15 protein-coding genes and 1 pseudogene are annotated in these 13,298 nt (G+C 69.8%); 7 read left to right on the forward strand and 9 right to left on the reverse strand.

From position 1 onward, the window contains the following. Positions 1 to 1,364: extracellular solute-binding protein (locus AB0B98_RS27515; RefSeq protein WP_357366402.1), on the reverse strand; the 1,364-nt coding region annotated here is incomplete at its 3' end. A 250-nt stretch (positions 1,365 to 1,614) separates the two neighbouring features. Between AB0B98_RS27515 and AB0B98_RS27520 the strand changes: the two genes are divergently transcribed. Further along, entirely contained in the window at positions 1,615 to 2,388 is a 774-nt protein-coding gene (locus tag AB0B98_RS27520; protein WP_357366404.1) for a peptidoglycan DD-metalloendopeptidase family protein, read from the forward strand. Between the two features lie 52 nt (positions 2,389 to 2,440). Here AB0B98_RS27520 and AB0B98_RS27525 read toward each other — a convergent pair whose 3' ends face one another. The 5 genes and pseudogenes from AB0B98_RS27525 to AB0B98_RS27545 all read right to left on the reverse strand — a co-directional run. Continuing rightward, positions 2,441 to 2,935: a TspO/MBR family protein gene (locus tag AB0B98_RS27525; protein ID WP_357366406.1), complete on the reverse strand. Its 495-nt coding sequence runs from the start codon at positions 2,933 to 2,935 to the stop codon at positions 2,441 to 2,443. A 172-nt stretch (positions 2,936 to 3,107) separates the two neighbouring features. Continuing rightward, positions 3,108 to 3,251, reverse strand: coding sequence for a GPGG-motif small membrane protein (locus AB0B98_RS27530; protein WP_007464364.1), 144 nt, complete (start codon positions 3,249 to 3,251; stop codon positions 3,108 to 3,110). Beyond that, entirely contained in the window at positions 3,242 to 4,018 is a 777-nt protein-coding gene (locus AB0B98_RS27535) for a metallophosphoesterase (protein WP_357366407.1), read from the reverse strand. Before AB0B98_RS27535 ends, AB0B98_RS27530 begins: the two co-directional genes overlap by 10 nt. Positions 4,019 to 4,028: 10 nt before the next feature. Further along, a complete protein-coding gene (locus AB0B98_RS27540) occupies positions 4,029 to 4,304 on the reverse strand; it encodes a hypothetical protein (protein ID WP_238670463.1) in 276 nt (91 codons plus the stop codon). Next, a pseudogene (locus AB0B98_RS27545) lies at positions 4,301 to 4,888 on the reverse strand (nucleotidyltransferase); the annotation flags it as partial. The gene AB0B98_RS27540 and the pseudogene AB0B98_RS27545, both read right to left, overlap by 4 nt. Before the next feature lie 161 nt (positions 4,889 to 5,049). Between AB0B98_RS27545 and AB0B98_RS27550 the strand changes: the two are divergent. Beyond that, on the forward strand, positions 5,050 to 5,736 hold the full coding sequence (locus tag AB0B98_RS27550; RefSeq protein WP_238670461.1) for a thymidylate kinase: 687 nt from the start codon (positions 5,050 to 5,052) through the stop codon (positions 5,734 to 5,736). Here the strand turns inward: AB0B98_RS27550 and AB0B98_RS27555 are convergent. Beyond that, positions 5,721 to 6,413: an SDR family NAD(P)-dependent oxidoreductase gene (locus AB0B98_RS27555; protein WP_357366410.1), complete on the reverse strand. Its 693-nt coding sequence runs from the start codon at positions 6,411 to 6,413 to the stop codon at positions 5,721 to 5,723. The two genes, AB0B98_RS27550 and AB0B98_RS27555, sit on opposite strands and share 16 nt — an antisense overlap. A 94-nt stretch (positions 6,414 to 6,507) precedes the next feature. Here AB0B98_RS27555 and AB0B98_RS27560 point away from each other — a divergent pair, with 94 nt between their 5' ends. From AB0B98_RS27560 to AB0B98_RS27575, 4 genes are all read left to right on the forward strand, one after another. Continuing rightward, the gene (locus tag AB0B98_RS27560; RefSeq protein WP_357366411.1) at positions 6,508 to 7,524 is read left to right on the forward strand and encodes an NAD-dependent epimerase/dehydratase family protein; all 1,017 of its coding nucleotides are present in this window, start codon (positions 6,508 to 6,510) and stop codon (positions 7,522 to 7,524) included. Between the two features lie 75 nt (positions 7,525 to 7,599). After that, positions 7,600 to 8,514, forward strand: a complete 915-nt coding sequence (locus tag AB0B98_RS27565; RefSeq protein ID WP_357366413.1) for a MurR/RpiR family transcriptional regulator — start codon at positions 7,600 to 7,602, stop codon at positions 8,512 to 8,514. Next, the gene (murQ, locus tag AB0B98_RS27570; protein WP_210784546.1) at positions 8,511 to 9,452 is read left to right on the forward strand and encodes an N-acetylmuramic acid 6-phosphate etherase; all 942 of its coding nucleotides are present in this window, start codon (positions 8,511 to 8,513) and stop codon (positions 9,450 to 9,452) included. Before AB0B98_RS27565 ends, murQ begins: the two co-directional genes overlap by 4 nt. A 377-nt stretch (positions 9,453 to 9,829) precedes the next feature. Further along, positions 9,830 to 10,819, forward strand: a complete 990-nt coding sequence (locus AB0B98_RS27575) for a sigma-70 family RNA polymerase sigma factor (protein ID WP_238670457.1) — start codon at positions 9,830 to 9,832, stop codon at positions 10,817 to 10,819. A gap of 72 nt (positions 10,820 to 10,891) precedes the next feature. On the opposite strand, the gene AB0B98_RS27580 is transcribed toward AB0B98_RS27575, so the two are convergent. Continuing rightward, positions 10,892 to 11,869, reverse strand: coding sequence for an NlpC/P60 family protein (locus AB0B98_RS27580; RefSeq protein ID WP_357366415.1), 978 nt, complete (start codon positions 11,867 to 11,869; stop codon positions 10,892 to 10,894). A gap of 501 nt (positions 11,870 to 12,370) precedes the next feature. On the opposite strand from AB0B98_RS27580, the gene AB0B98_RS27585 reads away from it, so the two are divergent. Further along, on the forward strand, positions 12,371 to 12,892 hold the full coding sequence (locus tag AB0B98_RS27585; protein ID WP_238670455.1) for a DUF6232 family protein: 522 nt from the start codon (positions 12,371 to 12,373) through the stop codon (positions 12,890 to 12,892). Positions 12,893 to 12,943: 51 nt separating this feature from the next. On the opposite strand, the gene AB0B98_RS27590 is transcribed toward AB0B98_RS27585, so the two are convergent. Continuing rightward, on the reverse strand, positions 12,944 to 13,273 hold the full coding sequence (locus tag AB0B98_RS27590) for a DUF3817 domain-containing protein (RefSeq protein WP_238670454.1): 330 nt from the start codon (positions 13,271 to 13,273) through the stop codon (positions 12,944 to 12,946). Positions 13,274 to 13,298: the final 25 nt, after the last annotated feature.

The raw sequence follows: 13,298 nt of genomic DNA on the forward strand, positions 1-13,298 counted from the left end.
CCGATCCGCTCCTTGCGGTCCTTCGTGGAGTTGACCACCTGGGAACCGGAATCGAGCGTGCCGGAGTAGACCCGCACGTAGGTGAGCTTGCCCAGACAGAACGTTCCCGCGCCGACGCCGGCCGGCATCAGGTCGGATCCGTCGAAGCGGAAGGTGCCCGTCTTGTCCTGGAGGATCTGGACGGAGAGCTTGTCGATCGGGCTGGCGACGTTGGCGATGTCCAGCTTGTTGTTCGCCGTGACCCAGTTGCCGAGCTTCGCGCGGCTGTTCACGTACTCCGCCGAGACGAGGTAGGTCTGCACGGCCTGGACCTCGGGACGGTCGGCGTAGCCGACGACGAACTCGCCCGCGCCCAGCACCGGCTTGCCCTTGGCCGGGTCGATGGCCGGGAAGTAGAAGGCGAACGCGTCGCCGTCCTCGGCCACCTTGGTGCCCTCGGGGAACTGGTTGGCGTAGAACGACGCCTGTCGGTGCATCGCGCACTTGCCGGTGGTCACCGGCAGGCCCGCCTCCTGGAAGGCGGTGGTGGTGATGCTCTTGACGCCGCCGAAGCCGCCGTTGACGTACTTCTCGTTCTTGAGGATGCTGCCGGCGCGGTCAACCGCGTCGACGATCTTCGGGTCGTTGAACGGGATGGCGTGGGTGGTCCACTGGTCGTAGACCTCGGGACCCTGCGTACGCAGGACCACGTCCTCGATCCAGTCGGTGGCCGGCCAGCCGGTGGCGTCACCGGACTCGACGCCCGCGCACCACGGCTTGACGCCGCTGGCGGCGATCTTGTCGCTCAGGGCGATGAGCTGGTCCCAGGTGGTCGGAACCTCCCAGCCCTTCTCCTTGAACGTCTTCGGCGAGTACCAGACGAAGGACTTCACGTTGGCGCCGAGCGGCACGCCGTAGAGCGTCCCGTTAACGGTGCCGTACTTCAGCCAGTCGGCCGGCATGTTCTGCTCGGCGAGGGCCTTGGTGTCGGCGCTGAGGGACTTCAGCTTGCCGGCGTCCGCGAAACGCTTCACCAGACCCGGCTGCGGCACGAAGGCGATGTCGGGGGCGTTGCCACCGTCGACCCGGACGGGGAGCTGCGCCTCGAACTCGCCGCTGCCCTCGTAGTCGATCTCGATGCCGGTGCACTCGGTGAACTGCGACCACGACCGCTCCAGCAGGTCGGCCTCGGCGTCACGGATGGACGCGTAGATGGAGACCTTCTTGCCGTCGTGGCCCTCGTACTTGTCGTATGCGGCGCACTCCGCGGAGCCCGCTTTGCTGCTCTTCTTGTCGTCGCCGGTACCGCAGGCGGTGGCGCTGAGCGCCAGCCCGATTACACCGGCGATCACGAAGGCCTGGCGTGGTCTGGTAAAGACCGCCATGCCGTCCTCCTTCCTAGCCGGCGCGGTCGTGCTGGTGACCCGTCGCCGGTCCGATTGGGCGTGCACACATGTAAGCGCTTGCATCCGGCCGGGTCCACCCCCTGTCAGACACGAGCGAGTAACAATCCGGAAACCTGCGGGCTGCCTGGTGGGCGCGGTGGCGGGGCACGCTGCGGACTCTTTCGAAGATTGACGATATCTGTCAGGCTAGCCCTCACGGATCGAAGGTTTTCGACATAGGAGGAGCTGTATGCGAAAGCGGTGGATCAGCCTGCTGGTGACGGGTCTCTTGGTCGGGGGAGCACTGACGCCGGCGACTCCCGCGCTGGCCGCGCCGACCTTCAGGGTGCCGTTCCCGTGCGGGCAGTCCTGGTCCGGGCAGACCCGGTCGGACCACAGCCCGGCGTACGCGATCGACTTCAACCGTACCGACGACGCCGGCGACCCGGTGGTCGCCAGCGCCCCCGGCACCGTCGACCGCGTCACCGACCTCGGCGGTACCAGTTACGGCAAGTACGTCCGAATCAACCACGGGGGCGGTTACAGCACCTACTACGCGCACCTCAGCGGCTTCAACGTCTCGGTCGGGCAGACGGTCGGGTACGGCAAGGTGATCGGCTGGGTCGGCAGCACCGGGGGATCGACCGGCCCACACCTGCACTACGAACAGCGCCTCAACGGCGCCGACATCCAGGTCCGCTTCAACGGCAGCCTCGCGCTGTACTGGGGCACCAAGAGCTACACCAGCGGCAACGGATGCTCCTCGGGCAGCGGCAACGGCACCGTCGACACCAGCGGCACGCCGCTGACCGTCCGCTCCGGCCCCGGCACCGGGTACGCCTCGGTGGGCACCGTCGCCGACGGCACCCGGGTGACCATCGCCTGCCAGACCAGCGGCACCACTGTCACCGGCACGTACGGAACCAGCTCGATCTGGGACCGGATCGGCTCCGGCCGCTTCATCGCCGACGCGTACGTCTACACCGGCCACGACGGCTACATCCCGAACGTCCCCCGCTGCTGATCCGGCAACGGCCACGGTCCCCGGCGGTCGCCGCCGTCGGGGAACCGACGGGTCAGGCGTTCAGCCGCCAGATCGACAGGTTCAACGCGGCGGCGAAGGTGACCCAGGCCCAGTACGGCAGCAGCAGCGCCGTCGCCACCCGGGACACCCGGGCGAACAGCAGCACGGTCAGGCCGATCGCCAGCCACATCAGCACGATCTCCGCGAACGCCAGCCCGTACAGCCCCGCGCCGAAGAACAGCGGGGTCCAGATCGCGTTGAGCACCAGTTGGGCGGTCCACGCCCAGAGGGCGGGGGAGAAGCCGACCCGGCGCCACACCAGCCAGCCGGCCACCGCGATCAGCGCGTAGAGCAGCGACCAGACCGGGCCGAAGAGCCACGAGGGCGGGGCCCAGCCGGGCTGCCGCAGGTTCGCGTACTCCTCGGTGGTGCCCTGCACTCCCAGCCCGCCGATCGCGGCCGCGACGAAGACCGCCGCCGCGAAACCGGCGAGGGCCCACCACGCTCGCCGGCCGGAGGTCGCCGGCGCGTCCTGAGATATCTCCATCGTCGAGATATTTCCCCGCTGGGGTCGGCTCAAACCGCCGAGCGGGAGGGCGGTTCACCAGACCGGCCACCCACGAAAAAGCGCCGGGATCGCCATGACCGATGCTTCTGTCGGGAGGACGAAGCTTCGGTCGCGGCGACCCCGGCGGGTCCCGGTGTTGAGCGTGTGAGCGCTAATTGAAGATGCTGACACCACCCGGGCCGACCAACAGCCCGACGACGATGAGGACGATGCCCCACAGGATCTGCCGGCGGAACAGCGCGAGGATGCCGGCGACCACGAGTACGACTGCGAGAATCCAGAGAATCAGCTCCATGACCTCTGAATACCCGACTGGCCGAGCGTGGAAACCTGATCGGTGTCGAGTTGATCGCCAACGTGAAAGACGCTGTACGCCTGCTTGATCACCGGGTGCGCGACGTTGCGGACGCGTACCCCGCCGGGGGTCGTGCCGCGCTCGGTGCCGGCGTGCGCGTGCCCGTGCACTGCCAGCGCCGTGGGCGCCGAGTCGATCGCCTGCCCCAACTGGTACGACCCCAGGAAGGGGTAGATCTCCAACGGCTCGCCGACCAGTGTGTCCGGCACGGGCGAGTAGTGGGTGAGCGCGACGAGCATGTCGCAGTCCAGTGAGCGCAGCGCCGCACCGAGACGGTCCGCACTGTCGGTGGTGGTCCGCACGAAGGCCTTCATCTCCGGCTCGCCGAAGTCACTGGCGCACCGCCCGGCGAACCCGCCGCCGAAGCCCTTGACGCCGGCGATGCCGAGCCGGCCACCAGCGCAGTCCAGCACGACGCCGTTGCCCTCCAGCACCGTGATGCCCGCGTCCTCCAGCACCTTGACCACCTGTGGCACCTGGTCGCACTGGTGGTCGTGGTTGCCCAGCACCGTCACCACAGGTACGGCCAACCCACCGAACTCTTCTGCCACGCAGCGCGCCTCGGCCTCGGTGCCGTGCCGGGTCAGGTCGCCGGCCAGTAGCAGCACATCGGCGCACTCCGGCAGCTCCTCCAGTGCCGGCCGGAATCGGCCGACCACGTCCTCGTCCAGATGCACGTCGCCCACAGCGGCAATCCGGATCACCATGGAACCTCCCTCAGGGCAGTTGCTCGATCTCCGTGGGCGCTTGGGTGCGGATCACCCCGATGTCGCTGGTGATCGGCACGTCCGGGAAGCGCTCGGACACCCGACGCAGGATCTCCTCCCGCCGGTGCGGACTCTCCACCTCGCCGTGGAGAACGAGGGCGCGTTCCCGTCGAACCACTGTGATCCCCTGTTCGGCGACGGCGGGGTCCTCGACCAGCAACCGTTGGATCTCCGCCTCGACGTACTCGTCAGGTGGCCCGGCGTCGATGTCGCGATGGTGGGTCACGATGTCCCCTCTCCTGGCTGGGTGCCGGCGTCCGGCACCACCTCCAGCCGGTCCAGCAGCACCAGGAACGCCTCGGCGTACGGCGAGTGCTGCGTCTCCTTGCGTACCCGTTCCCAGTCGATCTGCTCCCGCAGCGAGCGGGCCAGCGGCAGACCGCGGGCGAAGTCGCAGTAGTGCTGGGAGAAGCTGAGCAGTTTGTGCACCATCAGCTGGGTCGCGGACAGCACCGGCATGTGAATCGCGTCCACCGGTCGGATGACAGTGTCGGCGAACGTCTCCTCGGTCACCGGCGTCTCGATCGGCCGGTGGATCAAATCCACCATCCGGCCGTCGTCGAAGACCTTCACCAGCCAGTCCTCCGGTGGACGCTCGGCGACGAAGCCGGCGGCCACCAGGGCCTCCAGTGCCGCTTCCACGTCGGCCTCCCGGATCAGGAAGTCGACGTCGTGATCGCTGGAGTGGCCCCCGTGGGCGTAGACCGCGAAGCTGCCGCCCAGGGCGAACGGAATCTCGGACTGCTTGAGCACGGCGGCGACCTTCTTGAGGGTGTGCACCAGACTCTCGTCTCCGCGCTCAGCCATCTGGTTCCTCCGTCGTCGTGTTGGTGGACCGGCGGTTGGATTTCAAACTCCGGTACCCGGCATTCCGTTCGTCCACACCTGCTGGGGTCTCGGTAGGGCGTCAACAGGGATGAAGCACCACAAACCTCGCGGACCACGTGCACAGGTCGGATAACCTGTGGAGAGTGGCCAGATCATCGGGGATGCGACGACGCAAGGCCCGATTGCGCACCGTCGCCCTGATCGGGATCGACGGTTCGGGCAAGACCACGCAGGCACACCGGCTGGCCGACGCGCTGACCGCCGCCGGACGCCCCGCCACCTACCGCCGCAACGCCAGTGGCCGCCGCTGGCTCGGCCGGCTCGCCCAACGCCTCGGTCGGCCGGACGCGCAACGGCTCGTCGGTCGCGACGGCGTGCTGGCCGTGGAGTCGGTGCTGCGCTGGCTGGCCATCGCCATCGCCCTGATCAGTTGTCTGCTCACCGGTCGGACGGCGGTGATGGACCGCTACTCGGCCTGCCAGTACGCGAGCATCAGGGCGCACGGCGGGCAGCGCTGGGAGCGGCTCGCCCGGGCCGGCTACCGGCTGTTCCCGACACCGCAGGTGACCTTCCTGCTCGCCGTCGACCCGGCGGAGGCGTACCGGCGCATCGAGGAACGCGGCACCGACCACGAGACGATGGGGTGGCTGACCGCCGCCGACACCGCCTACCGGGCACTGCCCGAGTACCCCAGCTTCGTGCTTGTGGACGCGGGCCGCCCGGCCGAGGAGGTGACCGAGCAGATTCAGGCGCACCTGGAAACCTGGCTACCGCCATCCGCCTCGGGCGACGAGGACCTCGGCCCGGTGGTGGCTCAGGCCCGCCCGTAGACCGGCACCGTGGCGCCACTGGTCGGGGCGGAGTCGGCCGACGCGAGGAACCGGATCACCGGCGCGATCTCGGCCGGGGTGACCCAGCGGGAATGGTCGGCGTCGGGCTGCGCGGCCCGGTTCGCCGGGGTGTCGATGACGCTGGGCAGCACCGTGTTGCAGCGCACGTGCTGCGACCGGTACTCCACGGCGACAGCGTTGGCGAAGGCCAGCACCGCAGCCTTGGCCGTCGAGTAGCCCGCCGCGCCGCGGAACGGGGTGACCGCCGCGCGGGCCGAGACGCACACCACCGCGCCGCCGCCGGACGCCACCAGGTGTGGGAGCGCGGCCTGCGTGACCAGGTAGGTCGGCCGCAGGTTGACGGTGAGCATCCGCTCGAACTCCTCGACCGGGGTCTCGTGCACCAACCCGCCGCTGGCGTACCCCCCGACGAGGTTGACCACAGCGCGCAGCGGCGCCGCCGGTTCGCCGGCCGCGGCCTCGACCGCCTGCGCCGCGCCCGCCGGCTCGCCAAGGTCCGCGACCACCCGGACCAGTCCGGCCGCCGCCGGCTCCGACCCGGGCCGGGCTTTCCGCTCCGGTACGACCACCCGCCAGCCCGCCTCGACGAACGCGGCGACGACCGCCCCGCCGAGCCCGCCGGAACCCCCGGTCACCAACACGCTGCGCTCTCCCATGGGCCCCACGCTAGTGCCCACCCCCTTCGAGATCACGGTCTGCCCTGGGCAGATTGGATGGATTGTCAGGAGCTTGGAGGCGCAGGATCGGCGGATGCGGATCCTCATTCTCGGTGGCACCCAGTTCCTCGGCCGGGCGACGGCACGGCTCGCCGTCGAACAGGGTCACGAGGTGACCTGCGCGGCCCGTGGCGTGTCCGGCGCGGTGCCGCCCGGGGCACGGTTCGTGGCGGCCGACCGCGACGATCCCGAGTCACTCATCCCGTTCGCCGCCGAGGGCTTCGACGCGGTGGTCGACGTGACCCGCCAGATCAGCCACGCCCGGCACGCGCTCGCCGCGCTCGCCGACCACGTCGGCCACTGGTCGTTCGTGTCGACGATCTCGGTGTACGCGGACCACGCCACCCCGGGCCAGACCGCCGTGGACGCGCCGATCCTGCCGCCGGCCCCGGCGGACGTGGACGGTCCGGTCGGCCCGGACCACAACTGGTACGGCGAGTGCAAGGTGAGCATCGAGGAGCTGGTCCGGGAGCGGGTGGGCGTGGACCGTTCGTTCATCTGCCGGGCGGGGCTGATCGTCGGCGCGGAGGATCCGAGCGACCGTTTCCCGTACTGGGTGCGGCGGCTGTCGGCCGGTGGCGAGGTGCTGGCCCCCGGGCACCCGACCGATCGGGTGCAGTTCGTGGACGTCGCCGATCTGGCGCGTTGGCTGTTGCACGCCGCCGGCACCGGCCTCGGCGGCACGTACGACGGCTCCGGTCCGGCGATGTCCCGGGCCGAGTTGTTGGCCGGGGTGGCCGCCGGGCTGGGCGTCGCCGATCCGGCCCTCACCTGGGTCGACCAGGAGTTCCTGCTGTCCCACGACGTACGCGAGTGGTCGGGGGAGCGGGCGCTGCCGCTCTGGGTGCGGTTGCCGGAGACCGCCGGCCTGATGGACCGGGATGTCCGACCGGCACTGGAGGCCGGTCTGACGGTCCGTCCGCTGGCCGATACCGTTCGGGCGACCGCGTCGTGGATGGCCGCGTACCCGGCGGCCGTCCGGCAGGGTGGACTCGACCCGGCGGAGGAGGCGGCGATCCTGGGGAAGTGGCAGGCTGTACGGGACCGGTGATCCCGGCGATCGAAGTTTCCCCCACCTCGGACAGTCATAGTTGACGCTCACGCCTGCTGAAAGTAAGTTTCATCCGTGGCGAAGAGTCCGAAGATTTCTGCGAGTCACGAGCCCGGTGGGCTGATCGTCCACATCAGCGGGCTGTTGCCATCGCTGTCGCCCGCCGAGCAGCGGGTCGCCCGGCTGGTCGTGTCCGACCCGGCGGCCGCCGCCCGGCGGACAATCACCGATCTCGCCACCGCAGCCGAGACATCCGAGGCGACAGTCATCCGGTTCTGCCGTTCGGTGGGCATGGACGGTTACCCCCAACTGCGCATCCGCCTCGCCGCCGAGGCCGCCCGCCGGATCGAGCCACCTGACGCCCGAGTGGTCGGCGGTGACATCCCGCCCGGTGCCGACCTCGCCCAGATCATCGCCACCATCGCGTTCAACGACGCCCGCGCCGTCGAGGAGACCGCCGAGCAACTCGACCCCGCCGTCTGCGAGCAGGTGGTCGAGGCGATCAGCGGTGCCGCTCGGATCGACATCTACGGCGCCGGCGCCAGCGGGTTCGTCGCCTCGGACTTCCAGCAGAAGCTGCACCGCGTCGGCCGGATCGCCTTCTACTTCCCGGACGTGCACACCGCGCTGACGTCGGCTGCCCTGCTGGGTCGGGGAGACGTCGCGATCGGCATCTCGCACACCGGCACCACCTCCGACGTGATCGAGGTGCTGGAGCAGGCCCGTACCCGCGGTGCCGCGACAGTGGCGCTGACCAACTTCCCGCGCTCGCCGATCACCGACGTGGCGGACTTCGTGTTGACCACGGCGGCCCGGGAGACCACCTACCGCTCCGGCGCGACGGCCAGCCGGCTGGCTCAGCTCACAGTGGTCGACTGCCTCTTCGTCGGGGTGGCCGCCCGCAACCGGGCACGGGCCCGCAAGGCCCTGGAGGCGACCGCCGAGGCGGTCCAGTCGCACCGGGTGGGTGCCAACCGGAGGCGGGCATGACGGCCGGTGCGGAGATGCCCGCACGGCCCGCTCGCCCCACGGTCCGGGTGGGTGCCCCCACCGAACGACGTAATCCGCTCAGCGTCGACCTCGACCTGATGTCGACCCGGGACGTGCTCACCGTGATCAACGAGGCGGACCGACGGGTGCCCGCTGCTGTCGCCGCGGTGCTCGACGAGATCGCCACCACCGTCGACCTGGCGGTCGCGGCGCTACGCGGCGGTCACCGGGTGCACTACTTCGGAGCCGGCACCTCCGGCCGACTGGGCGTGCTCGACGCCGCCGAACTGGCCCCCACCTTCAACTCGCCCCGACACTGGTTCTGCGCGCACCTCGCGGGCGGCCCGGACGCCATGTGGCGGGCCGTCGAGGACGCCGAGGACGACGACCGGGGCGGCGCGGTCGAAGCGGCCAGTTGTGTACGGGCCGGGGACCTGGTGGTCGGTCTGGCGGCCAGCGGACGCACCCCGTACGTCCTCGGGGCGCTTGCCGCGGCCCGCGCCAAGGGCGCCTCGACGGTGCTGCTCTGCGCCAATCCGGAGGCGGAGGCCGCCCGGTCGGTCGACGTGTTCATCGGGGTGGACACCGGACCTGAGGTGGTCACCGGGTCGACCCGGATGAAGGCGGGCACAGCGCAGAAATTGGTGCTCAACACGTTTTCAACAGCCGTCATGGTGCGCCTGGGTCGGGTCTACTCGAACCTCATGATCGATATGGTGGCCACCAACGCGAAACTCCGCGGACGAATGATCTCGATTCTGGTCGAGGCCACCGGCTGCTCGGAAGAACTTTCCCGGCAGGCCCTCACCGAGGCCGACGGGGACCTGAAGACGGCGCTCGTCGCCCTCGTCTCGGGCGCTGAGATCGACGCTGCCCGGGCCGCGCTGGCCCGCTCGGCCGACCAGGTGCGCGGCGCCCTCGCCCTGCTCGCCTCCTAGCGCCACCCACACCGGGAAGCGAACGGGCCCTCGGATTGTTCATCTGGCCGAGGGGTAATAACACCCCCGTGAATGAACCGACCGGTTCGCCGGTGCGTATCTGGCAGTGACCAGGATCGCATCGCGGTGGTGACCCGGGTCGCTGTGCCTCCGCGGCGGGCGGTGTTGCCATGGTGCGGTAACCGGTATGTGGTGCCCAGTGGCGAGCCACCCGATGGGGTGCTGACAGCAAACATGGACCGTGCTCTCAGCTACTACTCAGGCATTCGTGACACTTTCGACTCACGACGAGGAATCCCCGACACGTCTCATCTGTTGTGTAGGTGTCAGCACCGATGGGCACAGCAGAAGTTACCAGGGGCTGACAGGTGTGGGGAATGGCAAGGAACCGGGCAACCGGCGCGAGCGAGGGGACCGTGGGCAACGTGGACAAGAACATCGGCATGCGAACCGATCAGGTCGCCGAGGAACGCGACCTGGTGGGCGTCTACCTGCACGAGATCTCCCGGACGCCACTGCTGGACGCCGCCCGGGAGGTAGAGCTCTCCAAGGCGATCGAGGCTGGCCTCTACGCCGAGCACCTGCTCGGCGAGGAAGCCGTTCCCGCCGGTGTCGACCGGGCCGACCTGGAGTGGCTGGTCGTCGAGGGGGAGCGCGCGAAGGACCTCTTCATCCGCGCGAACCTCCGACTGGTCGTGTCGATCGCCCGGCGTTACGTGCGCTCGGGGATGCCCATGCTGGACCTGATCCAGGAGGGCAACACCGGCCTCGTCCGGGCGGTCGAGAAGTTCGACTACGAGCGCGGCTACAAGTTCTCCACCTACGCCACCTGGTGGATTCGGCAGGCGATCAGCAGGGCGATCGCCCAGCAGGAGCGCACCGTCCGTCTGCCGGTGCACCTGGTGGAGGACGTCAACCGGATGCGCAACGTGGCTCGGCAGCTGACCCGTGAGTTGGGCAGCGACCCGGAGCCGGAGCAGATCGCCACCGCCCTCGGCGTCACCGTCGAGCGGGTGAACGAGCTGCGCCGCTGGTCGCAGGACACCGTCTCGCTGGACACCCCGGTTGGTGACGATGGCGACACCAGCCTTGGCGACCTGGTTGCCGACAGTGACGCGCCGTCGCCGGAGGACATCGTCCTCAGCGGCCTGGAGCGGCAGCGCATCGAAGGGCTGCTCAACCACCTCGACGACCGGTCCGCCGGAATCATGCGGGCCCGCTACGGGCTGGAGGACGGCCGGGAGCACTCGCTCACCGAGGTCGCGTCCCGCTTCTCGCTGTCCCGCGAGCGGATCCGGCAGCTGGAGATCCAGGCCCTCGGCCGGCTCCGCGAGCTGGCTCGGGCGGAGGGGCTGCAAGCGGCCTGACCTGGTAGTAATGACGGCGAACGGCCGGCGTCCGATAGGGGGACGCCGGCCGTTCGCCGTTTTCGACAGTGGTCAGCGCACCCGGCCGTAACCCTGGATGGACATCATGTTCATGCCACGCTTGAGCACGTTGCGACCGGCGCTGGGCGCGTCGATCACCTGACCGTCGCCCACGTAGAGGGCGACGTGCCCGAGCCCGCTGTAGAAGACCAGGTCGCCGGGGCGTAGCTCGCCCCGCCCGATGTGGGCGACAGCGCTCCACTGCATCCGGGTGTTGTGCGGCAGGGACTTCCCGGCCGCCCGCCAGGCGGCCGAGGTCAGGCCGGAACAGTCGTAGCCGTTCGGCCCGTCGGCCGCCCAGACGTACGGCTTGCCGATCGCGCCGAACGCGTAACGCACAGCAGTGCCGGCGGCACCGGACACGGCGGGCACGTTCTTGGCCTCGGTCGTCGCCGCCTTGGGCTCGGGTCGCTCGGTGGCGGCCCCGTACGCCTGCCGGCGCAGCTCGTACAGCTTGGCCAGGTCCTGCTCGATCTGCTTTTTACCCGCGGCGAGCTGACGAGCCTGTGCGGCCTGCCGGGTCAAGGTCGCGCCCAGGCGGGCCTTCTCGTCGAGCAGCCGCTGCTGGTCGGCAGTGAAGCCGGAGATGCGCTCCTGCCGCTGGCGGGTCAACTGCTCGATCGTGCCGAGCCGATCCAGCAGCGCGGCCGAGCCGCCGGGGCGCAGCAGGGCGTCCGCGGTGCGCAGGGCGCCGGTCTTGTACGCGGTGGAGGCGAGCTCCGCCACGTCTGCCCGGCTCTGCTCGACCTGCTGTTCGAGCGGGCCGATGCGGGTCTGTAATCGGGCCACTGCGGCCTCGTTTGTCTTGATCTCCTCACGCAACTTGTTGTACGACTCGACGACCCGCTCCAACTCGGCCGAGGACGTCTCGATCCGGCGGGTCAGGTCGGCGGGGGACGGCTCGGCCTGGGCCACCGCCGTCGGAGCGATCAGCGCGGCCGACATGCCGACCAGCGCCACTGTGCGCAGCAGATTTCTCAGGGATGACAAGAGCGGAAGGCCCCTCTCCCACGGTCGCCGGGGCTGCTGACGCCCTCGACGACACCGGCCGGGGCCATCCGGGCGGACGGCACTGGGCCGGACCGGCTCGCCCAACCTAACCCGGGACGGATGTCGCTCGCAGTTGAAGCAGTGGCGAAAGTTGGGAGAGTTGCCCGTCGGGCCCCTGGGCTGGGTGTCGCCATCGTGGCTGATGACACCTGGGAACGAGGGAACATCGCCCTTTTCGCGGCGTACTGACGGATATACGACTTTCGTCGTTCCGGGCGTATGCCGTGGTATCCCTGGTCGCCATAACCGATAAAAGCCGAAATGGATGCTGTTTCTCGACGATGTCACCCGGTCGTGGCCGGCCGTCATTACCCGGTAAATGCCCAGGTCGACTGGCGACGCCGCAACACAATGAAGTCCGGAGCCGGGAATCCCGGCGACAGGCAGCGATGACTGTCGCCAGCGGGGCCACTCGGCCAACCGTCCCCTTCGGGAGGAACCGTGAATCGTGAAGGCGCAAAGACGCGACCGCCGCGAACGGTGCCGGGCGCCCGGTCGACACTGCTGTACGCGCGGCCCGGCATCATCGTGACCGTCGACCGGTTCACCGTCGGTCGGAACAGTTACCGGGTCGCCGACCTGACCCATCTGCGTACCACCCGGGGCCCGCACGACCGGATCGCCGTCCGGGCCGTGGTCATCACCGCCAGCATGCTCGGCGGCGTGGGGGTGCTCCTCGGCTTCACCGGCGGTCTGCACCGCCTCACCGCAGGGGCGTACCTGATCCTCGGCGCCGTGTTCCTGCTCCCGGCCGCTCTCGCAGTGGTCGGCGATCGCTGGCGCCCGCCGCCGCACGAACTGTGGGGGTGGTACCAAGGCTCGGAGGTGCTGCTGTTCAGCGCCGATGACGAACGGCAGTTCGGCCAGGTCACCCGGTCGCTGCTGCGGGCCCGGGAGGTCAACCGCTACGGCAGTTGGGTGGACCCGCTCGCCGAAGCGGACCCGTGGCGGCCCAACCGATGACCCGCTGGCGGTGGGCCGGAGCCGTGCCGGCCCACCGGCCGTTCAGCAAGCTCAGCCGGCCACCGGCTCCGGAGCCCGTTCCTCCTGCGGCGCGGCCACCCAGGCGCTGACCCGGCGCTCGGCGTAGAACGAGACGAACGGCACCGTGCCGGCCAGCATCACCAGCAGCATCCGCTTCAGCGGCCAGTCAGCTCGGCGGCTCAGGTCGAACGCGGCCACCAGGTAGATCATGTAGAGGAAGCCGTGCGCCGGCCCGATCGTCTCCACGACGACCGGGTTGTCGAACGCGTACTTCAGCGGCATGCCGATCACGACCAGCAGGATCAGCACCACGCCCACGATCCAGGCGATCACGCGGTACCGGGTAAGGGCAGCGCCCACCTTCGTCCGTCCTTCCGAGCCCGGC

The organism is Micromonospora sp. NPDC048947, assembly GCF_040649495.1.
GTDB lineage: Bacteria > Actinomycetota > Actinomycetes > Mycobacteriales > Micromonosporaceae > Micromonospora > Micromonospora alfalfae.